The sequence below is a fragment of the Georgenia sp. Z1491 genome, assembly GCF_057652395.1.
Window position 1 is genome coordinate 1,034,669 of the sequence record NZ_CM172729.1, and the last position, 25,190, is coordinate 1,059,858.

The 25,190-nt window shown below is 71.9% G+C and carries 24 protein-coding genes; 16 read left to right on the forward strand and 8 right to left on the reverse strand.

The window, feature by feature from the left end; translation table 11 throughout:
* Nucleotides 1-247 precede the first annotated feature (247 nt).
* On the forward strand, nucleotides 248-1,465 hold the full coding sequence (locus AC24HA_RS04890) for a multidrug effflux MFS transporter (RefSeq protein WP_425709770.1): 1,218 nt from the start codon (nucleotides 248-250) through the stop codon (nucleotides 1,463-1,465).
* A 96-nt stretch (nucleotides 1,466-1,561) separates the two neighbouring features.
* On the opposite strand, the gene AC24HA_RS04895 is transcribed toward AC24HA_RS04890, so the two are convergent.
* A complete protein-coding gene (locus tag AC24HA_RS04895; protein WP_425709771.1) occupies nucleotides 1,562-2,185 on the reverse strand; it encodes an HAD-IA family hydrolase in 624 nt (207 codons plus the stop codon).
* Nucleotides 2,186-2,265: 80 nt separating this feature from the next.
* On the opposite strand from AC24HA_RS04895, the gene AC24HA_RS04900 reads away from it, so the two are divergent.
* Nucleotides 2,266-2,721, forward strand: a complete 456-nt coding sequence (locus tag AC24HA_RS04900; RefSeq protein WP_425709772.1) for an SRPBCC family protein — start codon at nucleotides 2,266-2,268, stop codon at nucleotides 2,719-2,721.
* 59 nt (nucleotides 2,722-2,780) lie between these two features.
* Here AC24HA_RS04900 and AC24HA_RS04905 read toward each other — a convergent pair whose 3' ends face one another.
* Both AC24HA_RS04905 and AC24HA_RS04910 read right to left on the reverse strand, forming a co-directional pair.
* Nucleotides 2,781-3,692 carry an SDR family oxidoreductase gene (locus tag AC24HA_RS04905; protein ID WP_425709773.1) on the reverse strand — a complete coding sequence of 304 codons (912 nt, stop codon included), beginning with the start codon at nucleotides 3,690-3,692 and terminating at the stop codon, nucleotides 2,781-2,783.
* A 127-nt stretch (nucleotides 3,693-3,819) separates the two neighbouring features.
* Nucleotides 3,820-4,356, reverse strand: a complete 537-nt coding sequence (locus AC24HA_RS04910; RefSeq protein WP_425709774.1) for a CarD family transcriptional regulator — start codon at nucleotides 4,354-4,356, stop codon at nucleotides 3,820-3,822.
* A 234-nt stretch (nucleotides 4,357-4,590) separates the two neighbouring features.
* Here AC24HA_RS04910 and AC24HA_RS04915 point away from each other — a divergent pair, with 234 nt between their 5' ends.
* A complete protein-coding gene (locus AC24HA_RS04915; protein ID WP_425709775.1) occupies nucleotides 4,591-5,025 on the forward strand; it encodes a hypothetical protein in 435 nt (144 codons plus the stop codon).
* Nucleotides 5,026-5,247: 222 nt separating this feature from the next.
* Nucleotides 5,248-5,895, forward strand: coding sequence for a TetR/AcrR family transcriptional regulator (locus AC24HA_RS04920; RefSeq protein ID WP_425709776.1), 648 nt, complete (start codon nucleotides 5,248-5,250; stop codon nucleotides 5,893-5,895).
* Between the two features lie 33 nt (nucleotides 5,896-5,928).
* On the opposite strand, the gene zupT is transcribed toward AC24HA_RS04920, so the two are convergent.
* Nucleotides 5,929-6,729 (reverse strand): zinc transporter ZupT, encoded by an 801-nt coding sequence (gene zupT, locus AC24HA_RS04925; RefSeq protein ID WP_425709777.1) that lies wholly within the window; start codon nucleotides 6,727-6,729, stop codon nucleotides 5,929-5,931.
* A 180-nt stretch (nucleotides 6,730-6,909) separates the two neighbouring features.
* Between zupT and AC24HA_RS04930 the strand changes: the two genes are divergently transcribed.
* The 4 genes from AC24HA_RS04930 to AC24HA_RS04945 all read left to right on the forward strand — a co-directional run bounded on the left by AC24HA_RS04930 (nucleotide 6,910) and on the right by AC24HA_RS04945 (nucleotide 12,383).
* Complete coding sequence (locus AC24HA_RS04930; protein WP_425709778.1) at nucleotides 6,910-7,344, forward strand: DUF4870 domain-containing protein; 435 nt, start codon at nucleotides 6,910-6,912, stop codon at nucleotides 7,342-7,344.
* Nucleotides 7,345-7,553: 209 nt separating this feature from the next.
* Nucleotides 7,554-9,488: an ABC transporter family substrate-binding protein gene (locus AC24HA_RS04935; protein ID WP_425709779.1), complete on the forward strand. Its 1,935-nt coding sequence runs from the start codon at nucleotides 7,554-7,556 to the stop codon at nucleotides 9,486-9,488.
* A gap of 157 nt (nucleotides 9,489-9,645) precedes the next feature.
* Entirely contained in the window at nucleotides 9,646-11,178 is a 1,533-nt protein-coding gene (locus tag AC24HA_RS04940; RefSeq protein WP_425709780.1) for an ABC transporter permease, read from the forward strand.
* Nucleotides 11,178-12,383, forward strand: a complete 1,206-nt coding sequence (locus tag AC24HA_RS04945; protein ID WP_425709781.1) for an ABC transporter permease — start codon at nucleotides 11,178-11,180, stop codon at nucleotides 12,381-12,383. The genes AC24HA_RS04940 and AC24HA_RS04945 overlap by 1 nt, the downstream gene beginning before the upstream one ends.
* Before the next feature lie 17 nt (nucleotides 12,384-12,400).
* Here AC24HA_RS04945 and AC24HA_RS04950 read toward each other — a convergent pair whose 3' ends face one another.
* The gene (locus AC24HA_RS04950) at nucleotides 12,401-13,012 is read right to left on the reverse strand and encodes a PH domain-containing protein (RefSeq protein WP_425709782.1); all 612 of its coding nucleotides are present in this window, start codon (nucleotides 13,010-13,012) and stop codon (nucleotides 12,401-12,403) included.
* A 71-nt stretch (nucleotides 13,013-13,083) separates the two neighbouring features.
* Here AC24HA_RS04950 and AC24HA_RS04955 point away from each other — a divergent pair, with 71 nt between their 5' ends.
* The 5 genes from AC24HA_RS04955 to AC24HA_RS04975 all read left to right on the forward strand — a co-directional run bounded on the left by AC24HA_RS04955 (nucleotide 13,084) and on the right by AC24HA_RS04975 (nucleotide 20,114).
* Nucleotides 13,084-15,039, forward strand: a complete 1,956-nt coding sequence (locus AC24HA_RS04955; protein ID WP_425709783.1) for an ABC transporter ATP-binding protein — start codon at nucleotides 13,084-13,086, stop codon at nucleotides 15,037-15,039.
* 202 nt (nucleotides 15,040-15,241) lie between these two features.
* Nucleotides 15,242-17,155, forward strand: a complete 1,914-nt coding sequence (gene typA, locus AC24HA_RS04960) for a translational GTPase TypA (RefSeq protein WP_425709784.1) — start codon at nucleotides 15,242-15,244, stop codon at nucleotides 17,153-17,155.
* On the forward strand, nucleotides 17,155-17,730 hold the full coding sequence (locus tag AC24HA_RS04965) for a hypothetical protein (protein WP_425709785.1): 576 nt from the start codon (nucleotides 17,155-17,157) through the stop codon (nucleotides 17,728-17,730). The genes typA and AC24HA_RS04965 overlap by 1 nt, the downstream gene beginning before the upstream one ends.
* Nucleotides 17,727-18,281 (forward strand): flavin reductase, encoded by a 555-nt coding sequence (locus tag AC24HA_RS04970; RefSeq protein WP_425709786.1) that lies wholly within the window; start codon nucleotides 17,727-17,729, stop codon nucleotides 18,279-18,281. Before AC24HA_RS04965 ends, AC24HA_RS04970 begins: the two co-directional genes overlap by 4 nt.
* Before the next feature lie 105 nt (nucleotides 18,282-18,386).
* The gene (locus AC24HA_RS04975) at nucleotides 18,387-20,114 is read left to right on the forward strand and encodes a VanW family protein (protein ID WP_425709787.1); all 1,728 of its coding nucleotides are present in this window, start codon (nucleotides 18,387-18,389) and stop codon (nucleotides 20,112-20,114) included.
* A gap of 23 nt (nucleotides 20,115-20,137) precedes the next feature.
* Here AC24HA_RS04975 and AC24HA_RS04980 read toward each other — a convergent pair whose 3' ends face one another.
* Nucleotides 20,138-20,398, reverse strand: coding sequence for a hypothetical protein (locus AC24HA_RS04980; protein ID WP_425709788.1), 261 nt, complete (start codon nucleotides 20,396-20,398; stop codon nucleotides 20,138-20,140).
* Nucleotides 20,399-20,516: 118 nt separating this feature from the next.
* Here AC24HA_RS04980 and fdxA point away from each other — a divergent pair, with 118 nt between their 5' ends.
* From fdxA to AC24HA_RS04995, 3 genes are all read left to right on the forward strand, one after another.
* On the forward strand, nucleotides 20,517-20,858 hold the full coding sequence (gene fdxA, locus AC24HA_RS04985) for a ferredoxin (RefSeq protein WP_425709789.1): 342 nt from the start codon (nucleotides 20,517-20,519) through the stop codon (nucleotides 20,856-20,858).
* A gap of 1 nt (nucleotide 20,859) precedes the next feature.
* A complete protein-coding gene (dapC, locus tag AC24HA_RS04990; protein WP_425709790.1) occupies nucleotides 20,860-21,981 on the forward strand; it encodes a succinyldiaminopimelate transaminase in 1,122 nt (373 codons plus the stop codon).
* A gap of 157 nt (nucleotides 21,982-22,138) precedes the next feature.
* On the forward strand, nucleotides 22,139-23,425 hold the full coding sequence (locus AC24HA_RS04995) for a citrate synthase (protein ID WP_425709791.1): 1,287 nt from the start codon (nucleotides 22,139-22,141) through the stop codon (nucleotides 23,423-23,425).
* 120 nt (nucleotides 23,426-23,545) lie between these two features.
* Here AC24HA_RS04995 and AC24HA_RS05000 read toward each other — a convergent pair whose 3' ends face one another.
* A complete protein-coding gene (locus tag AC24HA_RS05000) occupies nucleotides 23,546-24,523 on the reverse strand; it encodes an ABC transporter substrate-binding protein (RefSeq protein WP_425709792.1) in 978 nt (325 codons plus the stop codon).
* Between the two features lie 86 nt (nucleotides 24,524-24,609).
* Nucleotides 24,610-25,035, reverse strand: a complete 426-nt coding sequence (locus AC24HA_RS05005) for a MarR family winged helix-turn-helix transcriptional regulator (RefSeq protein WP_425709793.1) — start codon at nucleotides 25,033-25,035, stop codon at nucleotides 24,610-24,612.
* Between the last annotated feature and the right edge of the window lie 155 nt (nucleotides 25,036-25,190).

A 25,190-nucleotide genomic window follows, 5' to 3' on the forward strand; every position in this document is an offset into this window, starting at 1 on the left:
CCACGAGTGAGGGGAGTTTTCCGCTAGCGAGCGGACGTCCTCCTCACGAGTGAGCGACGTTCGTCGACAGCAGTGGGCGCCGCCCGGACCACCGTCCGGGCGGCGCTCGCGTGGCGGGCGAGAGACAGACCGGCTCGCGCTCACTCGCCGGACCGAGGTCCGCTCACTCGCCGACCGCATCATGCCGCCGCGGCGCGAAAAATCCCCTCACTCGTCAGAATGGGGGGGCCGACCGCTAGGAGCTGTGTTGAACGACAGGACCGCGCCGGGTCCCACCGCCTGGCTCGTCGCCACCCTGGCCCTGCTCTCGGCGGTCTCCCCGCTCGCGACGGACATGTACCTGCCGGCGTTCCCGCAGATGCAGGGCGACCTCGAGACGACGGCGGCATCGGTCCAGCTCACGCTCACCACGTTCATGGTGGGGCTCGCGCTCGGCCAGCTCCTCATCGGCCCGCTCTCGGACGCGCTGGGCCGCCGGGGCCCGCTCCTGGTCGGCACGCTCGTGTGCCTGGCCGCGAGCATCGCGTGCGCCCTCGCGCCGAACGTCGCGGTGCTCGTCGCCATGCGGTTCGTCCAGGGCATGAGCGGCGCGGCGGGGATCGTTCTGGCCCGCGCCGTCATCACGGACCTGACCCGCGGGCCGCGGACCGCCCGGCTCATGAGCCTGATGATGGTGCTCGGCGGCCTCATGCCGGCCCTCGCACCGAGCATCGGCGGCGGCATCCTCGAGGTCGGGGACTGGCGCACGATCTTCTGGGTCGTCTGTGCGCTCGTCGCCGTCATGGTGGTGCTCGTCGTGGCGGTCGTGCCCGAGTCGCTCCCGGTCGAGCGCCGCGAGCCCGGCGGTCTGCGCCGCCTCGTGGCGGGGGCCGGTGAGGTCCTGCGCAACCGCACCTACCTGTTCGCCACGGGCGTCTTCACCCTCGGCTTCTCCGCCTTCTTCGGCTACATCTCCGCCTCGCCGTTCGTCCTGCAGAACATCCTCGGCCTCGACGAGCTGCAGTTCGCCGTCGTCTTCGGGGGCAACTCCCTGGGGATCATGGCCACCGGCGCGCTGGCGATCCGGCTCGCGGGGCGCGTACCGATCCTGCCGGTGGTCGGCGTCGGCCTGGCCCTGCTCGCCACCGGCGCCGTCGCGCTGCTCGTCCTCGCGCTCATGGGCCCGACCCTGGTCCCCACCCTCGTCGCGATGTTCGTCACCGCCGCCTCGATCGGCCTGTTCATGGGCAACTCCTCCGCGCTCGCGATGCAGGCCCTGAGGTCCTCCGCCGGCACCGGGTCGGCCATCCTCGGCGCCGCACAGTTCCTGCTCGCGGGGCTGATCTCGCCGATCGTCGGCATCAACGGCGAGAACGACGCCGTCCCCATGGGAGCCGTCCTCGTCGTCGGTTCGGCCCTGGCCTGGCTCTCGTACCTCGCGCTGCGCCGCGAGACGGCCAGGAACGATGCCCCGACGGCGGGCTGACCCCGCTCGAGCGGGTCCGCGCGCGGTCGCCTCTTGCGCTCCGGCGTCGAGCCGCCCCAGCCGGTACGTGGCTGCCGGCGCGTTGCCGCGACGCACTCACCCGAGGAGGCCGGCCACGTCGTCCAGGGAGGTGATCCGCCAACGGGCTCCGCCGTCGTCGAGGTCGAGGCCGGGCGTGACGAGGACGGCGCTGTCGATCCCCGCGGCCGAGGCCGCCTCCGCGTCGATCGGCCGGTCGCCGACCGCGAGGCAGGTGTCCGCCTCGAGCCGGTGCCGGCCCAGCATCTCGCGGTACATCGCGGGATCCGGCTTGCGCGGGTGGCCGTCGGGCGCGCACAGCATGTCGTCGACCTCGAGCCCGAGGCTGGTGAGCAGGCCGGTCGCGCTCGCCCGGTCCCGGTGGGTGACGACGAGGTTGAGGCCGCCGAGCGCGCGGGCCGCCGCCATGGCCTCGCGGGCTCCCGTCATCACCGGCGGGGGAGTGCGGACCCAACCCGCCTTGAGGTCGGTCTGGGCGGCCTCGAGGTCGGCGGCAGGGATGCCGAAGCGGTCGGAGAGAGCCTCGACGGCGGCGCCGGTCGACCTGCGGGTCAGCGCCGCGACCTCGCGCTCGGTGATCTCGCCGCCGCGGTCGCGCACCACCCGTGCCAGCGCGGCGTCGACCGCCGGGTAGGTGTCGACGAGCGTGCCGCCCATGTCCCAGACGAGGTGTCGCCGCATCCGGCAAGTGTGCATGCCGAGCGGTCCGCGCGCACAGCCGGGCCCTGGGCAGGCACGGGCACCGGTGGTTGGATGTCGCCATGAGCGCACCCAAGGACGAGAGCCGCGTGGTGACGGCGAGCGCGGAGGTGGTGGCCCCGGCGTCGGAGATCTTCGAGCTCATCGCCGTCCCCGCCAACCAGCCCAGGTGGGACGGCAACGAGAACCTCGTCGCCTCGCACCGCAGCGAGCCTCTGACCGAGGTGGGAGACGTGTTCGAGATGCTCAACACGAGCGGCAGGACTCGCGCCAACACGGTCTCCGAGTTCGAGCAGGACCGCCTCGTCGCCTGGATGCCCGGCGGCGTGGGGGAGGAGCCCGCGGGGCACGTCTGGCGCTGGGAGCTCGAGGAGATCGGCGAGGGGCGCACCCTCGTGACCCACACCTACGACTGGACGCAGCTGCACGACGAGAGTCGCCACGAGCGAGCCCGCTCGACGACGAGCGACAACCTCCTCGCCTCGATCGAGCGGCTCAAGGCACTCGCCGAGAGCTGAGCCGGCACGTCCGGGCGGGCGCGGTCCCGCTGCTCCTGACCGGAAGCCTCGCGGCCCGGTCAGAAGACCGGCTTGCCGCCCGTGACGCCGAGCACCGTGGCGGACACGTAGCTCGCCTCCTCGGGCGAGGCGAGGAAGACGAAGGCGCCCGCCAGCTCGGCCGGCTGACCGGCCCGTCCGAGCGGGGTGTCCCCGCCGAAGCCGGGCATCGAGTCCCCGCCCTTGGTGGCGGGCTGCAGCGGCGTCCAGATCGGGCCGGGGGCGACGGCGTTGACCCGGATCCCGCGCTCGCCGAGCTCCTGGGCCAGGTTGACCGTGATGTTGTTGATGGCCGCCTTCGTCGACGCGTAGTCGATAAGGCTCACCGACGGGTCGTAGGCCTGGATCGAGGCGCAGTTGATGATGGAGGACCCCGCCCGCAGGTGCGGCAGCGCCTCCTGCGTGACCCAGAACAGCGCGTAGAGGTTGACCTTGACGATGGAGTCCATCTGCTCGGTGGTGACGTCCTCGATCCCGTTCTCACGCCGGGCCCACTGGGCGCCGGCGTTGTTGACGAGCACGTCCAGGCCGCCGAGGCCGGCGACGGCGTCGCGCACCATCGCGCGCGCGGTCTGCTCCTCGCGGAGGTCCCCGGGGAGGAGGACGGCCCTGCGGCCGGCCCGTTCCACCCACGCGGCGGTGTCCTCGGCGTCGGTCTGCTCCTCGGGCAGGTAGGAGATCGCGACGTCGGCGCCCTCCCGCGCGTAGGCGATCGCCACGGCACGCCCGATGCCCGAGTCCCCTCCGGTCACCAGCGTCCGGAGCCCCTCGAGGCGCCCGTGGCCGCGCCAGGTCTCCTCGCCGTGGTCGGGTCGCGGGTCCATGGCTCCCGTGAGGCCGGGCGGCGCCTGCTCCTGCGCGGGGAACCCGCCCTGCTCGCCCGCCAGGCGGACCGCATTCTCGCTCACCTGCTGCAGATCGGCGTCGCTCATGACACCAGCGTGACAGGGGACGCGTCGTTCGGCGACCCGGGGGACTCCGGCGGCGCCCCAGGACGCAGTGCCGGGTGCCGTCGGACCGGGCCGGCGGCGGGCAGTGGCCGACCGCCGGCCGGGTTCGTCAGCTGGCCGGGGCGAGCGTGGCGCGCGCGGCGGGTGTGAGGTCCGGCGAGACCTGCTCGAGGATCGCGCGGTCGACCATCTGGTCCGCCGCCTCCTCGTCGATCTCGAGACCGATCGCGAGCTCGCTGACCAGCGGGAGGAGTGCGTCCCGCATGAGCGTGCGCTCGCCGAAGGAGATCCCGGGCTCCTCCTCGCGGCGACGCAGGTCCCGCACGACCTCGGCCACCTTGAGCAGGTCGCCCGTGGCGACCCGGTCCTGCGCCGACTTCATCCGACGCGACCAGACCTTCTCGAACGGGAGGGACTCGGCCACGAGGACCTCGAAGATCGTCCCGATCCGGTCCAGATCCATCACGTCACGGACGCCGACCTCGTCGAGCATGTCGACCGGGACCGCCACTGTGAGGTCCTGACCGAGGACCTGGAGACGCGCGTAGGACACCTTGGCGCCCTTGACCGTGCGCGTGAAGACCGTGTCGACGGTGCTGGGTCCGTGGTGGGGGTGGACGACGGTCTGACCGGGAACGACGGGCATGGATCTCCTCTGCTCGGGACGACCGATCCGGCCGCCCGCTCGCGCGGCGGTCGTCCCGACGGCGGCACAGGCACTCGGCGCACGTGAGGACATGGGCACGAAAGCCTCGACGAGGCGTCCGAAACCCACGGACCTGGAGACTGATTATCGCACGGATCCGCGGAAAATGCCAGTGTGATGTCGTCCGCTACCCGGTGACGAGGTGCGCGCGCCGGGCACTGGCAGGCTGGGGGCATGGCGGACGCGAAGATGTACATCGTCAACCACGAGTGGGCGGGCGCCGGTCCGGAGCCGTGGGACGAGACCTCGATCGTCACCCTGCGGGCCGACCTCGTCCCGTCCTCGGGCGACGACGCGGTGTGGTCGGCGATCCGTGACTGGTGGTCCGGCTCGCTGGAGCGCGCCGAGAGCGACTCGCCGGTCGCCTACGAGGGCGGGTGCGTCGTGCCCCGCCCGGTGCGCGACGGGAACGTCGTCACCGTGCTCCTGCGCTCGCGCGGGGAGGCGGCGTTCGACGAGATCGCCGGGTTCGCCGCGTGGGTGCACAGGCTCGCGACCGTGGCCGACCCCGAGGTGGGTATTACCTGGACCGAGCTCCCGCACACCAACGCCGGCGGCGAGGAGGCGGCTCTCGCCGTGCTCCACGGGCCCGCCGGACCGACGGTCTGATCCGTCGTGCGGCGCTCCGCCGCCGGGCCGGCGTCCGGGCCGGTGCTCGGCCCTCGTGGGTAGGCATGCTCGAACAGCTGGTCGACCGGGTCGGACCGCCTCTCGGGGGGCCGTCCGGCGGGTGCGCATTTGTGCAGAACTCCGGCCGTAACGCCTGTCTTCTTTATCTCGATCGTCGGGCGCGTGACTCAAACGGCGCTGCATGTACTTACAGTGTGTGGCATGGCTAGACAGCGCACGTACGACGACACCCTGCGGGACCGCCTGATCGACGAGGCGGCCCAGGTCATCGCCGACCACGGGGTCCAGGCACTGTCCGTGCGCGACGTCGCGATGCGTGCCGGGACGACGACCAACGCCATCTACACGTTCTTCGGTAGCCGCGGCTCCCTGGTGGCCGAGGTCGTGGCCAAGGCCGATCAGTCCTTCGTCCAGGCCCACCGCGAGGCTGCCGGCGAGGGCGCCGACCTGCTCGACCTGTACCGGATCGGCAAGGCCTACGTCACGTGGGCGGTCGAGTTCCCCACGATGTACGTCATCCTCACCGACCGGGCGGGGGCCCGGCTCGACCCGCCGCCGTGGGCGCCGCACATCGAGCACGGCTCCTCGGATGAGGGCGCCCCCATCGTGCGCACCGTCGCCCGGCTCATGGCCGAGGGCGTACTCACGGCGGGCGACCCGGTGCTCGTCAGCACGTACCTGTGGGCCGGCGTGCACGGGTACGTCGAGATCCTGCGCATGCTCGACGGCCAGGAGCCCGCGGGCTACGACCTCGTCGAGTACCTGCACGCGCTCATCGCCCCGTGGGTCGCCCACGACGCCGACGGGCACCCGGTCGTCGATCTCGACGAGGTCGGCCGCGGGGTCTGACGACCTCCCGCGAACCCCGGGCGGACGAGGGCCTCAGGACAGCAGCAGCAGGCTGAGGGCCATCACCGCCATGCCGGCCAGGAGGCCGTAGATCGACCGGTGGTGGTGCCCGTACGCCTCGGCCGTGGGCAGCAGCTCGTCCAGCGAGATGAACACCATGACGCCGGCGACCGCGGCCAGCGCCAGCCCCGTGACCGTGGGCGTGAGGAACGGGGCGAGCAGGAGGTAGCCGAGCACGGCGCCCGCCGGCTCCGCGAGACCGGCGAGGAACGCCCACCGCAGTGCGGTGCGCCGCGAGCCGGTCGCACGTCGGATCGGCACGGCCACGGCGATGCCCTCGGGAACGTTGTGGATGGCGATCGCCACCGCCACTGGGATGCCGATCTCCGGATGCTCGAGCGCGGTGATGAACGTGGCGAATCCCTCGGGGAAGTTGTGCATGCCGATGGCCACGGCGGTCAGCATGCCCATGCGCAGCAGCGCGCGCGCCTCACGGTCGGCCGCGTCACGCTGGGTCGGCGGCACCTCGTGCGGGTTCGCCGGGCCCGGGACGAACCGGTCGATGAGGCCGATGACCGCGATGCCCCCGAAGAATCCGGCCGTCGTCGTCCAGGCCGCCTGCTCCGCACCGAGCACCTCGCCGATCTGCCTGCCCGCCTCGGGCAGGATCTCGACGAACGACACGTAGATCATCACGCCCGCGGAGAAGCCCAGCGCGGTCGACAGGAACCGGTCCGAGACGGGCCGGCGCGACATCGCGACCAGCGCGCCGAGCGTGGTCGAAAGTCCGGCGCCGAGCGTCAGCAGGAAGGCGAGCACCGCACCCTCGGGCACCGTCCACCTCCTTCGGGTCCGTTGCGGCGCCAGTCGTGCCTTCGTCGTGCGGGCGGGCCCCGCCCCGGGGGCGCTCCGGACAGGGTAGGCGCGTGACGAGGCGTGCGACGCCACGGGCGCGCCGCACGCCCCCCCGGCTACGCTCGGGCCTGCACGCCCGGCCGACGAGGAGCAGCGCACATGACCCACGACAACCCGTACGCGCGCCACGACGGCCCCGGCGGGCCGGACCGACCCGGGGCGGCGGGCGGTGGCGGTCCGAGCTCGGACGAGCGGACGTTCGCGATCATCGCGCACCTGTCCGCGCTGGCGGCGATCCTGCTCTCCGTCGGGTGGCTGACCTTCGTCGGTCCGCTCATCGTGTGGTTGGTCCTGCGCGAGCGCGGCCCGCTCGTGCGGGCGGCGTCGGCAGGTGCCTTCAACTTCGCGATCGGCATCACGATCCTCGGCATCATCGCCTGGATCTGCTTCTTCACGATCCTGCTGATCCCCGTGGCGATCGTGCTGTGGATCGTCGCCTTCATCGCGCAGATCTGGTGCTCGATCCGCGGGGCGCTCGCGGCGTCGCGCGGCGAGTACTTCTCCTACCCGTTCCAGGTGCGCATCCTCAGCTGACTCGGCCGGCCCCCGGCGGGCACGTTCTCGCAAGTCAGCGCGGTTACGAGAAGATAACGAAAGAAACTCAGATGTCCCCGGGATGCGCGCGGGCCGGAGCGGACATGGTTACAGTGCGCCTCAACCGCGGAGAACAACGACCCGTTCGCGCGGACAGACGGCTGGTCAGGCCACCCCCGTGGCGGTGACCACCATCCCGAGGAGGAACATTGAAGATCCGGCGCTTCACCGGGCTCGTCGCGGCTTCCGCCGCCACCGCCCTGGTCCTGGCCGCGTGCGGAGGGTCGTCCGACGAGGACGACAACGGCGGCGACGACGACACCACCCAGACCGACGGAGCGGGCGGCGACGACCCTGACGCCCCCGACGACGACCCGGACGCCGGCGGCGACGCCGCGGGCCTCAACGAGTCGACGCAGATCAGCCTCGGCTGGAACCAGCACTTCTACGAGTACAACGACAACACCTCGACCGGCAACGCCACGGCCAACGCCAACATCCTCTACCTGATGAACGACCGTTTCGCGTACTTCGACGAGAACCTCGAGTTCGTGCGCAACGAGGACTTCGGCACGATGGAGCTCGCCGAGGACGAGGTCACGGTGACCTGGACGATCGCCGACGGCGTGACCTGGTCCGACGGCACGCCCGTCAGCGCGGTCGACGTGCTCCTGCAGTGGGCCGCCACCTCCGGGCACCTCAACACGGTCGAGGAGGAGCTCGACGAGGAGGGTGAGGTCACCAACCAGGAGGAGGTCGACGCCGGCGTCTTCTTCAACGGCACCTCGCCGACGGTCGCCTACTTCCAGCCGACCCCGGAGATCTCGGACGACTACACCACGCTCACCGCGGAGCTGAGCGAGCCCTTCGCCGACTGGGAGTTCCAGCTCGCATCGGGCTTCATCCCCGCCCACGTCGTCGCCATGCGCGCGCTCGACATCGACGACCCGCAGGAGGCGCTCGACACCCTCGTCGAGGCCATCCAGACCAACGACGCCGAGGTGCTCGCCCCGGTCTCGACCTTCTGGAACGAGGGCTTCCAGTTCGACGGGACGCTGCCGGACGACGAGCTGCTCTACCTGTCCAACGGCCCGTACCTGCTCTCGGAGATCAGCGGCGAGGAGTACGTCGTCCTCACCGCCAACCCCGACTACACCGGTGCGAACCAGGCGGCCTTCGAGACCGTGACGGTGCGCTTCAACGGCGACCCGAACGCTCTCGTCGACGCCATGGAGAACCAGGAGATCGCGGTCGTCTCGCCCCAGCCCACCTCCGACCTGCTCACGCGCGTCGAGGGTCTCGGCGAGCCGTACACCTTCAGCCAGGAGGACACGGCGACCTATGAGCACGTGGACCTCGCCCAGAACAACGAGGGCCCGTTCGACCCGGCCACCTACGGGGGCGACGAGGAGACCGCGCGCAACGTCCGTGAGGCGTTCCTGCGCGTCATCCCGCGCCAGGACATCCTCGACCAGCTCGTCATCCCGCTCAACCCTGACGCCCAGATCCGCAACAGCCAGACGCAGGTCCCCGGCTCGCCGAACTACGACGCGATCGTCGAGGCCAACGGGATGACGTCCTACGACGAGCCGGACGTCGAGCTGGCGACCCAGCTCCTCGAGGAGGCCGGCGTCGAGACGCCGATCGAGGTGCGGTTCATGTACGACACCGCGAACACGCGGCGGTCGAACACGTTCCAGCTGCTCGCCTCGGCGTACGAGGAGTCCGGCCTGTTCACGCTCGTCGACGCGGGCTCGACCGACTGGGGCTCGCTCCTGTCCGACACCAACGTCTACGACGCGGCCCTGTTCGGCTGGCAGTCCACCTCGACGGGTGCGACGAACGCCCAGGCGAGCTTCTACACGGACGGCATCAACAACTTCTACGGGTACTCCAACCCCGAGGTCGACGCGCTGTGGGACCAGATCGCCGTCGCGGTCGACACCGACGAGCAGGCCGAGCTGCTCGGCCAGATGGAGGCCCACCTCGTCGAGGACGCCTTCGGCCTGGTGCTCTACCAGCACCCCGGCCTGACGGCGTGGAACAGCGACGTGGTCGAGGAGATCACGCCGATCACCATGTCCCCGACCATCTTCTGGAACTTCTGGGAGTGGACCCCGGGCGGCGCCGCTGCGGCGAGCTGACCTGAGCCGTCACGCCTGACGGGCCGACGAGAGGCGCCGGGACCCCGGTTCCGGCGCCTCTCGCGCGCCCGGAAGACACTCCGACGAACGCCGTTCTCCACCACAGCGCCGCGTGTAGGCTCCCAAGCCACATGCCCCAGCGAGAAGGTCTCACCACATGATCAGGTTCCTGGTTCGGCGGACAGCCACCGGGCTCGTCGTCCTGCTCGTCTCGAGCTTCCTCATGTTCGGCATGCTGTCGGTCTCGATCAACCCGCTGCAGGATCTCGAGGAGTCGACGGCGCCGAACAAGGCCCAGCTCATCGCCCAGCGCATCCAGGAGCTCGAGCTCGACCGGCCGTGGATCGCCCGCTTCTGGGACTGGCTGACGGGCTTGCTCACCGGTGATCTCGGCGTCGCGTGGCGCAGCGGCCGGGCGGTCGAGTCCGTCATGGGCGACGCGCTCATCGACACGCTCCAGCTGGTCACCGCGGCGACCTTCCTCGCCATCGTCCTCGGCGTCGCCATCGGTATCGCCTCGGCGCTGCGCCAGTACTCGACCTTCGACTACGTCATCACGCTCGCCTCGTTCGTGCTGTTCTCCCTCCCGTCGTTCTGGGTGGCGGTGCTGCTCAAGCAGGGCGGGGCGATCTGGTTCAACTCCTTCCTCGCCGAGCCCAACCTCAGCTACACGACGATCATCGTCGTCGGCCTGGTCACGGGCCTGTTCTGGTCCCTCGCCGTGGGCGGCGACGCGCTCCGGCGCCTCGTGGTCGCCGGCGTCGCGGCTGCCGCGTCGATCGCGATGTTCGCCTACCTCCAGGAGAGCGGGTGGTGGAGCGAGCCGCACATCTCGGGCGGCCTGTTCCTGCTCCTCTCGCTCGCCACGGCGATCGTCATCACCCTGCTGACCACGGGGCTGTCGAACCGTCGTGCGCTGCTCACCGGCGTCGCGGTCGTGGTGATCTTCCTGCTCCTCCACGGCTGGATCACCGAGGGCCTGTTCGTCGACCTCACCGACTCGATGACGTGGGGGATCATCGGCCTGTTCGTGCTCGGCGCGATCGCCCTCGGCATGGCGGTCGGTGCGGCGTTCCGGGGTCCCGACTGGGGGCAGTCGATGCGCGTCGGCGGCATGACCGGCGGCATCGTCATGGTCTTCCTCGTGCTCGACCGGTGCATGCAGGCCTGGCCCGCCTACTTCAACGCCAACGCGATCAGCGGCCGGCCCATCGCCACGATGGGCTCGGACACCCCGAACCTGGGCGGCAACTTCTGGATCCAGGCGATCGACATGTACACGCACCTGATCCTGCCGACCCTGGTGCTCATGCTCATCTCGTTCGCCCAGTACACGCGCTACTCGCGCGGATCGATGCTCGAGGTCCTCGGCCAGGACTACATGCGCACCGCCCGCGCCAAGGGCCTCAACGAGCGCACGGTGATCATGCGGCACGGATTCCGCAACACGCTCATCCCGCTCGCGACGATCGCGCCGGTCGATGTCATCACGCTCTTCGGCGGCGCCATCATCACCGAGCAGATCTTCGGGCGTCCCGGGATGGGCCGACTGTTCGTCGACTCCCTCAACGGTGCCGAGATGGACCCGCTCATGGCCTACATCGTGCTCACGGCGGCGCTGGCCGTGCTGGCGAACATCGTGGCCGACATGCTCTACGCCGCCCTCGACCCCCGGATCAGGCTCAGCTGATGACTACTCCCAACCCGTCCGAGGTCCCCGACGAGTCGCGGTCGAGCCGTGAGGAGAACGAGCTCGAGCTCCGCGACGTCGCCGGCCTCACGCAGGGCCAGATCGTCCGACGTCGGTTCTTCCGCCACGTCGGGGCCATGGCCTCGCTGGTCTACCTCGCGCTCGTCACCATCCTCGCCTTCACCTCCGTCGGATTCTTCGGGATCGACGGCTGGTGGAGGTGGGGGGCCAGGGACCGCAATCCGGAGGGCAACGTCAACGAGCTCGGTGCGCCGACCCTCGAGGTGCTGCCCGAGAGCGGCGGCCTCGTCTCGTTCGGCCCCCACCCCTTCGGTCAGAACGAGATCGCCCAGGACCTCTTCGCCCAGGTCATGTACGGCATCCAGACCTCGCTGCTCGTCATGGCCATCATCGGCGTGATCGCCGCGGTGATCGGCGTGCTCGTCGGCGCGCTGGCCGGCTTCTTCCGAGGCTGGCTCGACAACCTGCTCATGCGGATGACGGACCTGGTCATCACGGTGCCGACGGTCGTGCTCGGTGCGGTGCTGGGCACGCTGCTGGGCAACCCGCACACGATGGACAACATCTACGGCATCCCGCTGTTCGGGACCGTGCTCGGGTGGATGTCGTTCCCCGTGCTCTTCGCGATCGTCCTCGGCCTGGTCCTGTGGACCGGCATGGCCCGACTGGTGCGCGGCGACTTCCTCGCCCTGCGCGAGCGTGAGTTCGTCGACGCCGCCCGGGTGGCGGGCGCCTCGAACGCTCGCATCATCTTCAAGCACATCCTGCCCAACGCGATCGGCGTGGTCATCGTCAACGCCACCCTGCTCATGGCGTCCGCCGTGCTGCTCGAGACGGCGCTGGCGTACCTGGGCTTCGGCATCCTCCCGCCGGACTACTCGCTCGGCTGGATCATCTCCGAGTACCAGGGTGCGTTCGCCACCCGGCCGTGGGCCTTCTGGTGGCCGGGCTTCTTCATCATCACCATCGCCCTGTCGATCAACTTCATCGGCGACGGCCTGCGGGACGCGTTCGACCCGCGGCAGCGCAGGAAGCCGTCGGCCGGCGCGATGCGCCGCGCCGCGCAGAAGTCGCAGGCGCGGAAGGACGAGCAGGTCGGCGCCACGAGCGGCGGCGCCGCGGCCGGCGTCACCGCGACCGGTGGTACCGGGTCGGCCGGGACCGGGACGGGTGAGCAGGCATGATCGCCGCGCGGGCCGGATCAGCCGACGACCAGCGCCAGCACCACGAGCCCCGCGAGCGCGGCGAGCGGCGCCACGTTCCAGCTGCTCGTCACCGGGGGCACGGGCGCGTCCTGGCGCAGGTGGCCGTCGCGCCGCAGGGCGTCCCGACGTGCGGCGATGACCGAGGCGACGACCTCGGCGGTGCCGTAGCGCCGCTCGACGGGGGCGGCCCCCGCGTCCCGCACGGGCGTCTCGTCGCCGCCGGACCGGGCGTCGCCTGCCGGGTCGTCGCCGCGCCCGCGGCGCAGCCGACGTGCGGACGGCGACGGGGCGGGAACGGCCCACGAGCCGAATCGCCCGTCGTCGGTCACGACGGTCAGCGACCAGCGCGACTCGACGTCACGCAGGGCCGGCCAGGGCACGTGGACGTCGCGCAGGAGGTCACGCACGCCGACCCCGCCGTCGGAGACCTCCACCGCGGGACGCCACCACACGACGTACAGCACCAGAGCGGCGCATGCCGTCCACGCCAGCGGCGCCGGGCCGACGCCGTCGACGAGGATCATGACGGCCGCCAGGGCGCACACGACCCATCCGGCGACGGCGATCGGGCGGGCCGCGCGCGTACGGAAGACGAGGGTGGGTCGCATCCGTCGATCCTCCCACCCGGGCACGGCACCGCCACCGACCCGCTCGCCGGCACGACCCTGAGGATGAGCACGTGACTGAGACCATCGAGACCACGCCGTCCGCGAGCCGGTTCGCGGACCAGGACCCCATCCTGCGGGTCCGCGACCTGTCGATCGAGTTCCTCGTCGACGACGAGTGGTTCACGGCCGCGGACAGCCTCAGCTACGACGTCCACCCCGGTGAGGTCCTCGCCATCGTCGGCGAGTCCGGCTCCGGCAAGACCCAGTCCTCGATGTCGTTGGTGGGGCTGCTGCCGCCCAACGGCCGCACGACCGGCTCGGCGAAGCTCGGCGACACCGAGCTCGTGGGCCTGCGCGGACAGCGACTGCGCAACGTCCGGGGCGACGAGATCGCGGTGATCTTCCAGGAGCCGATGACCGCGCTCAACCCCGTCTACACGGTCGGCTTCCAGATCGTGGAGACGCTGCGCACGCACCAGTCCCTGCTGCCCGCCGCGGCGAAGAAGCGCGCCATCGAGTTGCTCACGCTCGTCGAGATCCCGGAGCCGGAGCGCCGCTTCGGCTCCTACCCGCACCAGCTCTCCGGCGGTCAGCGGCAGCGGGCGATGATCGCCCAGGCGCTCGCCTGCAACCCCCGGCTGCTCATCGCCGACGAGCCGACGACCGCCCTCGACGTCACCGTCCAGGCGGAGATCCTCAAGCTCATGCGGGACCTGCGCGAGCGGATCGACGCCGGCATCGTCCTCATCACCCACGACATGGGTGTCGTCGCCGACATGGCCGACACGATCCTCGTGATGAAGGACGGCGTGATCGTCGAGCGCGGCGTCGCCGACGAGATCTTCCACCGCCCGCAGCACCCCTACACCCGCCAGCTGCTGTCCTCGGTGCCCCACCTCGGCTCCCACTCGTCGGCGGACGAGTCGTTCGCCCCCGAGGACGAGGTGGGCGGGGCGGCGCGCTGGCCCGACCGACCTCAGGTACGCGACCGCGACGCCGCACCGACGCCGACCGGCGCGCGGGCGGGCGATGCCGAGATCACCCCGGTGATGAGGGCGGAGAACGTCGTCCTCGAGTACCCCAAGCGCGGCCGGCAGAAGGCGTTCGTCGCCGCGGAGGACATCAACCTCCACATCCAGCCGGGTGAGGTCGTCGGCCTGGTGGGGGAGTCCGGCTCCGGCAAGACGACGATCGGCCGCGCCATCGTCGGCCTGCTCCCGGTGAAGTCCGGGTCGCTGGTCGTCGACGGCATCGAGATGCGCGGCGCCGGCCGCGGAGACCTCAAGCCCCTGCGGAGCAGGGTCGGCATGGTCTTCCAGGACCCGGGCTCCTCGCTCAACCCGCGGCTGCCGATCGGCGAGTCGATCGGTGAGCCGCTGCTGCTGCACACGGACCTGTCCAAGACGCAGCGCAACGGACGGGTCGAGGACCTGCTCGACAAGGTCGAGCTCCCGCGCGTCATGCGCAACCGGTACCCCCACGAGCTCTCCGGCGGTCAGCGGCAGCGAGTCGGCATCGCCCGCGCGCTCGCGCTCGAGCCGACGATCCTCGTCGCCGACGAGCCGACCTCCGCGCTCGACGTCTCCGTGCAGGCGCGCGTGCTCGAGCTGTTCAGCGAGCTCCAGCGGGAGACGGGCTTCGCCTGCCTCTTCATCAGCCACGACCTGGCCGTCGTCGAGATGCTCTCCTCGCGCATCGCCGTCATGCACAAGGGTCACCTCGTCGAGACCGGCCACTCCGGCCAGGTCGTCAACGACCCGCAGCACCCGTACACCCAGCGGCTCATCGCCGCCGTCCCGGTGCCCGACCCGGACGCGCAGGCCAAGCGGCGCAAGACCCGCGACGCCGTCCTCGAGGCCTACGCGAGGTCCGGCGGCGAGGACGGGGAGCCGGCCGTGGACTCACCGGCCGACCGGGAGGAGGAGGTCCGCCGCTCGGAGGAGCGCGAGAGCGTGGCGGCCCTCGACCGGCTGGACAACGAGGGCCACGACCCGCAGGACCCCGGCACGTCGGAGCGCAAGAACTGACCGGTCACGGGGACCGACCCGGTCGGTGAGCGGGCCCGCGTCGGGGGGATCACCCCCGCGGGGCGGGACGGCGGTGCGCCCACGCGCGTAGGATCGCGGTTCGGGGCGCGTGACGTGACCTGCGAGCCGGCGCCCCTGCCGATCGGTATGCGCGTGCGCGTGGACGCCGGAGGTAGACACCGGACCCGAAGGAAGCCCTCTCATGCCCCAGCGCCAGGACCTGCGCAACGTCGCGATCGTCGCCCACGTCGACCATGGCAAGACCACGCTCGTCGACGCCATGCTCTGGCAGTCCGGAGCGTTCGGGGAGCACGACCACGTCGACGAGCGGGCCATGGACTCCGGCGACCTCGAGCGCGAGAAGGGCATCACGATCCTCGCGAAGAACACGACGGTCGCCTACCGGGGGCCGTCGGCCGCTGTCGCGGGCGCGCCCGAGGGCGTGACGATCAACGTCATCGACACCCCCGGTCACGCCGACTTCGGCGGCGAGGTCGAGCGCGGCCTGTCGATGGTCGACGGCGTGGTCCTCCTCGTCGACTCCTCCGAGGGCCCGCTCCCGCAGACCCGGTTCGTCCTGCGCAAGGCGCTCGCCGCCAAGCTGCCCGTCATCCTCGTGGTCAACAAGGTCGACCGCGGCGACGCCCGGATCGCCGAGGTCGTCGAGGAGGCCACCGACCTGCTGCTCGGGCTGGCCTCCGACCTCGCCGACGAGGTTCCCGACCTCGATCTCGACGCCGTTCTCGACGTCCCGGTCGTCTACGCCTCGGCGCGCGCCCGCCGCGCCTCGCTGGAGCGCCCGCAGGACGGCGAGATGCCGGACTCCGAGGACCTCGAGCCCCTGTTCGCCACCATCCTGTCGACGATCCCCGGCCCGCGCTACGAGGAGGGTGCGCCGCTCCAGGCGCACGTGACGAACCTCGACGCCTCGCCGTTCCTCGGCCGGCTCGCCCTCCTGCGCATCCACAACGGCTCGATCCGCAAGGGCCAGACCGTGGGGTGGGCGCGTCAGGACGGGACCGTGGCGAACGTGCGTATCTCGGAGCTGCTGCGCACCGAGGCGCTCTCCCGGGTCCCCACCGAGTCCGCGACCGCCGGCGACATCGTCGCCGTCGCCGGGTTCCCGGACATCACGATCGGCGAGTCGCTCGTCGACGCCGACGACCCGCGTCCGCTGCCGCTCATCACGGTCGACGACCCCGCGATCTCGATGACGATCGGTATCAACACGTCGCCGCTGGCCGGACGCGTCAAGGGCCACAAGCTCACCGCGCGCCTGGTCAAGGAGCGGCTCGACCGCGAGCTCGTCGGGAACGTCTCGCTCAAGGTCCTGCCCACCGAGCGCCCGGACGCCTGGGAGGTCCAGGGGCGCGGCGAGCTCGCGCTGGCCATCCTCGTGGAGCAGATGCGTCGCGAGGGCTTCGAGCTGACCGTCGGCAAGCCGCAGGTCGTCACCAAGGAGGTCGACGGCAAGCGGCACGAGCCGATGGACCGCATGACGATCGACGTGCCCGAGGAGTACCTCGGCGCCGTCACCCAGCTCCTCGCCGCGCGCAAGGGCCGGATGGACTCGATGGTCAACCACGGCACCGGCTGGGTGCGCATGGAGTTCCTCGTCCCCTCCCGCGGCCTCATCGGCTTCCGCACGCGCTTCATGACCGAGACCCGGGGCACCGGCATCGCCTTCTCCATCGCCGAGGGCCACGAGCCGTGGCACGGCCCCATCGAGCACCGCAGCACCGGCTCGCTGGTCGCCGACCGGCCGGGTGCCGTCACCCCCTTCGCGATGATCAACCTCCAGGAGCGCGGCTCGTTCTTCGTCGAGCCCACCGCGGAGGTCTACGAGGGCCAGATCGTCGGTGAGAACTCGCGCAACGAGGACATGGACGTCAACATCACCAAGGAGAAGAAGCTGACGAACATGCGGTCGGCGACGGCCGACTCGTTCGAGAGCCTCGTGCCGCCGCGCCGGCTCACCCTGGAGGAGTCCCTCGAGTTCGCCGCCGACGACGAGTGCGTCGAGGTCACCCCCGAGATCATCCGCATCCGCAAGGTCCTCCTCGGCAGCACGGAGCGCGCCCGGGCCGCCGCGCGGGCGAAGCGGCAGGGCGCCTGATGACGGGCGCCGAGGGGGCGGACCTCAGCGCCGGGGCGAGCACCCCCGGCGCCACGCCCGCCACCCCCGCGGCGCCCGCCCGCAGCCCGGGGGAGCGGCTGCTCGAGGCCGTCGTCACGGTGCTCCTCGCGGTACTCGTCGCCGTGGCCGGCACCGTCGTCCACCGCATGGAGCACGACGGGCTGCCGCTCGGCGTGCTGCTCGGGATAGCGCTCGCGCTGACCGCCGCCGTGCTCGTGCGGGCGGTCGCCGGCACCGTCGCCCTCATCGTCTACGGGGCGTGCGGCATCGGCGTCGTCCTGCTGATGACCTACTGGGGGCCGGGCGAGGACGTGCTCGTCACCTCCACACCGCGCGCGATGCTGTGGATCCTCACGATGCCGCTGGCCGCCGCGCTCGGCTGGGCCGCGCCGCGGTCGTGGTTCTCCGCCGACCGCGTCCGCATCCGCCCCCGGCGCTCCGCGGGCTCCCGTGGGGTCGCGACGACCGACCGGGCGGGTGGCACCGGCTCGACCGGTCAGGCCGCCACGGTCGACGGCGGCGACCGCGAGGAGTCGGCCGGGACGCGGCCGTGAGCGTCGACGAGCTCGAGGAGGGGTTCCGGGCGGCCCTCGCCCGCAGGCCCGTGGGGGTCGCCGTGCTCGGTGTCCGCGCGGGCGGGCACGCCCTGCTCGTGCCGCTGACGGACGTCGCCTCCGCCTCGCTGCGTCCGCCGATGATCACCGTGTCCGTGCACGCCGACTCCCGTGCGTCGGAGGCGCTCGAGGAGGCCGAGGAGTGGGGGATCACGGTGCTCGACGACTCGGCCGGGGCCGCCGCGGCGCTCGCCCGGGTGTCCGAGCCCGGTCGTCCGCTGGTCGGCCAGGACGTCGGCATCTCGCTCGTCCCGCGGCCCGGGGACGCGGTCCTGCTCGAGGACGCGAGCGCACACCTCGTGCTCCGCACCGCCTGGGCGCGGCCGGCCGGCGACCACCTCGTCGTCGCCGCCGACGTGCTCGAGGCACGCGCGACCGGCCGGGCCGGCGCCCAGGTCCACGCCCTGGGCCGCGTGCGTCCCTGGTCGCCGGGCGGTCCCACGGGTGCCCGGCGCACGGCCGGGGACCGCCCGGTACGGGGACAGGGCTGACGTCCCCATCCCGGGGCCCGCGCGGCGCCTGCCCGAACCGGTGATATTCCCTACGATGGACCGGGCCGCAGCGAGGACGGCCCCACATCACGGAACGAGGAACGCATGACCCGCCACGCGCGCGACGCAGGGCACGACAACGGTCGGGGACGCCGGCGTGGACGCGGCTGGCTCATCGGCCTGGGCATCACCGTCGTGGTGCTCGCGGGCGCCTACTTCGGCATCGCGTGGTTCGTGGGGGACAAGGTGCCGAGCGGCACCGTCGTCGCCGGTGTGCAGATCGGCGGCCTGGAGGCCGACGAGGCGGTCGAGGAGCTGCGCGACGGGCTGGGCGAGGAGCTCGACGCCCCGGTCCGGCTCACGCTCGACGACAACGAGGCGGAGATCAGCTCGGCCGAGGCCGGGCTCACGTTCGACGCCCAGGGCACGGTCGACGGGCTCACGGGCTTCGCGCTCGACCCGCGCGTGCTCCTCGGCCACTTCACCGGCATGGGCGCCTACGACCCGGTCCGCAGCGTCGACGAGCCCGCCCTCCTGGCCGCGATCGAGGCCGTCGAGGACGATCTCGTCACCGCCCCGGTCGACGGCGCCATCGAGTTCTCCGGGTCCACGCCGCGGGTGACCGATCCCGTGGTCGGCACCGAGCTCGACATCGAGGCCACCAGTGAGCTCGTCGTCGAGGACTGGCTCGTGTCGACCTCCCCGGTCGAGGCCGTCGCGACCGAGGTCGCGCCCGAGATCGACGACGAGGCGGTGGCCACCGCGCAGTCCGAGATCGTCGCCCCGCTGACCTCCGGACCGGTCACCGTCCAGGTCGGCGAGGACGAGGTGCCCCTCGAGGTCGCACAGCTCACCGAGGCCGCCACGATCGAGCCCGTCGACGGGGCGCTCGCCCTGACCATGGACGGCGAGCTGCTCGCCGACCAGGTCCGCGAGTCCGGTGGCGACATCGGCTCCGAGCCCGTCGACGCCCAGGTCACGCTGCGGGACGGCGCGCCGTACATCGTGGGCAGCGAGGCGGGCGCGGTCCTGGACCCCGAGGGCCTGGACGCGGCCGTGTCGGCCGCCGCGACCTCGACCGACGACCGCGTGGCCGTCGCGGAGGTCGTCGAGGAGGAGGCCGAGTTCACCACGGAGGACGCCCAGGAGCTCGGCGTCGAGGAGGTCGTCTCCGAGATCAGCACCCCGCTGACGTCGGACGACGTGCGCACCCAGAACCTCGTCAACGGCACCGCGCTCGTCACGGGCACGCTCGTCCTGCCCGGGGAGCAGTTCGACCTCGCCGAGGAGCTGGGCCCGATCACCGAGGAGAACGGTTTCGTCTCCTCCGGCGTGGTGGAGAACGGCTTCAACGCCACCGCCCTGGGCGGCGGCGTCTCCCAGCTCTCGACCAACATGTTCAACGTCGGCTGGGAGGCCGGGCTGGACGACATCGAGCACCGCCCCCACAGCAAGTACTTCGACCGCTACCCGATGGGCCAGGAGGCGACCCTCTGGGTGGACGAGGACAACCCCGAGAACTCGATCAACATGATCTGGGAGAACAACACGCCCTACGGCGTGCTCGTCGAGGCCTGGGTCGCCGACGGCCAGGTCCACACCCGCCTGTGGTCGACCGAGTACTGGGACGTGACCACCGAGACGGTCGGCCCCTACAACGTCACCCCGCCCCAGGACGTCGTCAACGACTCGCCGTCCTGCGTCCCGGAGTACGGCGGGGTCAACGGCTTCTCGGTGACCGTCTCGCGCGAGCGCAGCCACGGCGACGAGGTGCTGCCGCGCGAGGAGTACGAGTGGACCTACTCCCCGCACCACCGGGTCACCTGCGGCTGACCGGTCGACCGGCCGACCCCGGCTCAGCCCGTCTCGGGCCGCCGGCCTCGCCCGTCGGGGGGCGGGGGGACGCGCCGACCGGACAGGATCGCCGACGTCGGGACCACCACGTGGCCGCGGCGCGTGTCCACCGTGAGCTCCGCCTCTCCGGCCCCGACCAGGTGACCGAGCGCGTCGCGGGCGCGGTCACCGTCGCGGAACCGCACGGAGACCCGCTCTCCGACCCGCCACGAGCGCCAGGCGACGCCGTCGGGTCCGGGGTAGCCGGCGAACGCGTGGGCCATGGTCCGACCCTCCCACACCTGCCGGGCGCGTCCGGTTCGTCCGGCCCGCGCACGTCGGGCGTGACGGACCGGGCGAGATCGGCTGCCCGCCGTGGCCCGGTCGTGGGACGATGGGGGCATGACGTACGTGATCGCTCAGCCCTGCATCGACATCCTCGACCGCGCCTGCGTCGACGAGTGCCCGGTCGACTGCATCTACGAGGGCGACCGCATGCTCTACATCCACCCCGACGAGTGTGTCGACTGCGGTGCGTGCGAGCCGGTATGCCCGGTCGAGGCCATCTACTACGAGGACGACACCCCGGCCGTGTGGTCGGAGTACTACGACGTCAACGTCAACTTCTTCTCCGACGTCATGCCCGGTCAGAAGGAGCCCGTGGGCTCCCCGGGCGGTGCCGCGCGCACCGGGCGGCTCGGCTTCGACCACCCGATCGTGGCCACGGCTCCCTCCCAGGCGTGACGTGACCCTGCACGGCGAGACGCTGCCGGACTTCCCCTGGGACTCGCTCGCCGGCGCGCGTGAGCGGGCGGCCGCCCACCCGGGCGGGATCGTCGACCTCTCCGTGGGCACGCCGGTCGACCCGACCCCGGCCGTCGTCCAGGAGGCGCTCCGCGCCGCGGCCGACCGCCCCGGCTACCCGACCACGATCGGCACCGACGAGCTGCGCCGCGCGATGGTGGGGTGGTTCGGCCGTCGGCGCGGCGTCACCCTCACCGAGCGGGCGGTGCTGCCGACGATCGGCTCCAAGGAGGCGGTCGCGCTCGTGCCCGCGATGCTGGGCATCGGCGCGGGCGATCGCGTCCTCCACCCGGCGGTGGCGTACCCCACCTACGACGTCGGGGCACGCCTGGCCGGCGCGGAGCCCGTCGCCGTCGACCCGACCCGCCCGCAGGACTGGCCGCGCGAGGGAGTGCGGCTGGTCTGGCTCAACTCCCCGGCCAACCCGCACGGGCACGTGCTGGGCGTCGAGCAGCTCGCCGCCGCCGTGGCGTGGGCGCGCGAGGTGGGCGCCGTCGTCGTGGCCGACGAGTGCTACGCGGAGCTCGCGTGGGACGAGCCGTGGGCGATCTCCGGCGTGCCCAGCCTCCTCGACCCGCGGGTGACCGGCGGGGACCACTCCGGCCTGCTCGTCGCGTACTCGCTGTCCAAGCAGTCCTCCATGGCCGGCTACCGGGCGGCGCTGCTCGGCGGCGACGAGCAGCTGATCGGGAGGCTGCGGGAGATCCGTAAGCACGCCGGGATGATGCTGCCCGGCCCCGTGCAGGCGGCGATGGCGGCAGCCCTCGACGACGACGCCCACGTGGCGGTCCAGCGCGAGCGGTACGGGCGCCGGCGCAGGGACCTGCTGGCGGCCGTCCGGTCGCACGGCCTCAGCCCCGACCCGGCCTCCGTGGCCGGCCTGTACCTGTGGCTCGGCCGGGAGGGCGTGCGCGGGCGCGAGCTCGTCGACGAGCTCGCGGGCCTCGGCGTCCTCGTGGCGCCCGGCGAGTTCTACGGTCCCGCCGGCGCGGGGCGGGTACGGATGGCGCTGACGGGCAGCGACGAGCGCGTCGCCGCCGCGGTCGCCCGCCTCGACGGCTGAGCCCGCCCGGTCTCCGGCCGTCGTCGTCCAGGGGTGACGGGCGGGCGTCGCCGATCGGCGCGCGGCGGTATCTTGGACGAAGGACGACCTCCGACGGGGGCGGTGCTCCGCCCCGATCGCGCCCACGAGGCGCCCACCATCCACGAAGGGGACCAGCATGACCGAAGACGCCACGCTCACCGTCGACGACAAGACCCTCTCGCTGCCCAGGGTGCGCGCGACCGACGGCAGCGACGGCCTGACCATCGGCAAGCTCCTCGGCGAGACCGGCACCGTCACGCTGGACTACGGGTTCACGAACACGGCGTCGACCGAGTCGGCCATCACCTACATCGACGGCGACGCGGGCGTCCTGCGGTATCGCGGATATCCCATCGAGCAGCTGGCGGAGCGGTCGACCTTCCTCGAGACCGCCTACCTGCTCATCTACGGCGAGCTGCCCGACGCCGAGACGCTCGAGGCCGTCACCCGGCGCATCAAGCGCCACCGGGTGCTGCACGAGGACTTCAAGGGCTTCTTCACGGCGTTCCCGCCGAACGGCCACCCGATGTCCATGCTCCAGGCCGGCATCGCGGGCCTCGGCACCTACTACCCGCACACGCTGGACCCGCACGACGAGTACCAGAAGGAGCTCTCCACGGTGCTCCTCATGGCCAAGCTGCCGACGATGATCGGGTACATCGCCAAGCGGGCGTCGGGCCTGCCGCTGCTGTACCCGGACGCCTCCTACAGCTACACCGCCGACTTCATGCGGATGACGTTCGACCTGCCCTACCAGCACCGCGAGGTGGACCCGGAGGTGATTCGCGCCCTCGATCTGCTGCTCATCCTGCACGCGGACCACGAGCAGAACTGCTCGACGTCGACCGTGCGGATGGTCGGCTCGTCCGACGCGAGCATCTACGCCTCGATCTCGGCCGGCGTCGGCGCGCTGTCCGGCCCCAAGCACGGCGGGGCGAACGAGGCCGTCCTCGCGATGCTGTCGCGCATCCAGGAGAGCGACGACTCGGTCGAGACGTTCATGCGGCGGGCGAAGGACAAGAACGACAACGTGCGGCTCATGGGCTTCGGCCACCGGGTCTACAAGAACTACGACCCGCGGGCCGCGATCGTGAAGAAGGTGGCGCACGACGTGCTGGCCAAGCTCGGTCAGGACGACGAGCTCCTCGACATCGCGATGAACCTCGAGGAGATCGCGCTGAGCGACGACTACTTCGTGGAGCGCAGGCTCTACCCCAACGTCGACTTCTACACGGGGCTGATCTACAAGGCGATGGGCTTCCCCACGCAGATGTTCACCCCGCTCTTCGCCCTGGGGCGTCTGCCCGGCTGGATCGCCCAGTACCGCGAGATGATCGAGGACAAGAACACGAAGATCGGCCGCCCGCGGCAGGTCTACACCGGCGCCACCGAGCGGGACTACGTCCCGATCGAGGAGCGCTGAGCCCGGACCCCGCGCGACGACGGCGGCCCCACCCGAGCGGGTGGGGCCGCCGTCGTCCGTCCGGGCCCCGTGGGCGCGGCCGGTCTCGTGGGCTCGGCCGGCCCTGTGGGCCCGGCCGGGTCAGCGCGCGCGCTCCGGGATGAACTCCTCGACGTCGATCTCGGACTCGACGACGCCGCCCTCCCACGCGAGGTCGGCGAGGATCTGCAGGGGCTCGGGGTCGAGCTGGGTGTCGAACTCCTCGATGAGCACCTGGTCGGCGAGCTCGGGATCCATCTCCAGCAGGGTCGGCAGTACGGCCCGCACGCCCTCCTCGTCCTCCTGGGCGGTGGTGAGCACCTCCTCGAGCGCCACGTGGAAGTCCTCGACGAGCTGCTCGTCCTGGTCCTCGGCGGCGATGACGACCATCGTCTGCAGCCCGGGGGCCACGAGCTGGTAGTTGTAGCCGACGAGCTCGGCCCCCTCGCCGAGCAGGATGGTGCCGAACGGCTCGGCGACCCAGGCGGCGTCGATGTTGCCGGCGTCCAGGGCCGCCGGCATGTCCGGGAAGCCGATCTCGACGAACTCGATGGCGTCCGGGTCGCCGCCGTCCTGGCGGACCATCTCCCGGATCGTCACGTCGCCCTGGGTGTTGAGGTTGTTCACCGCCACGGTGCGCCCCGAGAGGTCGGCCGGTGCGGCGATCCCCGAGTCCGGCATCGCGTATACGCCGGTGATGTCGTCGCCCTCCTCGCGGGCGTGCACGAACCCGGAGGTGACCTGGATAGCCAGTCCGGTCGACTGGGCCACCATCACCGAGAGCGGGTTGGACGTGGCGAAGTCGATGTCGCCCGAGACGAGGCCCGGGATCAGGGCGGCACCGCCCTGACCGGTCTCGAGGGTGACCTCGAAGCCGTGCTCCTCGAAGATCCCCTCGTCGATGCCGTACTGGAGCCCCGCGGTCGGGACGATCGGCAGCGCGCCGAGGGTGATCGGTGTCAGCTCGCCCTCGCCGGAGTCGGACGTGCCGCCGTCGCCGTCGTCGTCACCGCCGCAGGCGGCGAGTACGAGCAGGGTGGCGCCGGCCAGGGCGGCGGTGCTGATGGTGCGCAGTCGCATGATGGTCCTCTCGGTGGTGGTGTCGGCCGCGGCGGCTCTGCCGCGGTGGACGGGTGCGTCGGAGGTCGGATCTGCGGGCCGCGGCGTCAGCCGCGGTCCGTGAGGCGTGCGAGGAGATCGACCAGGGTGTCGCGCTCCGTCGAGGTCAGCGGGGCGAGGGCGCCGTCGACAGCGCGCTCGCTGGCCTCCCGCGCGACCACGGCGGAGGCCCGTCCGTGGTCGGTGGGGGTGATGAGGCGGACGCGCCGGTCGGCAGGGTCGGGCAGCCGTTCCACCATGCCCGCGGCGACGAGCGTGTCGACGAGGGCGACGATGCGGCTCGGGTCGAGGTCGAGCATCTCGGCGAGCTCCCGCTGGGAGCGGGGGCTGTCGAGGAGGTGTTCCAGGACGGTGTAGCTGCGGGGCGTCATGCCCAGCGGCCGCAGCGCCTCGGACGCTGCTCGGAAGGTGCGCGCGGACGAGAGGGCCAGCAGGAGACCGACCCCGCCCCGGACCTGGCGTCCGACCTCCATGTCTGCCTCCTCGTGATGAGCCCCGGGGGACTCGTGACGGTGCTGCGCCGGACGCCGTCGTCGGCGCCGGGGTGCGAACGTAGCGAAGAATAGGTGATGGCGTCAATGGTTGACACCTTCAACGGTTTGGCGGGACGATGGTGGCGAGCGTGCGC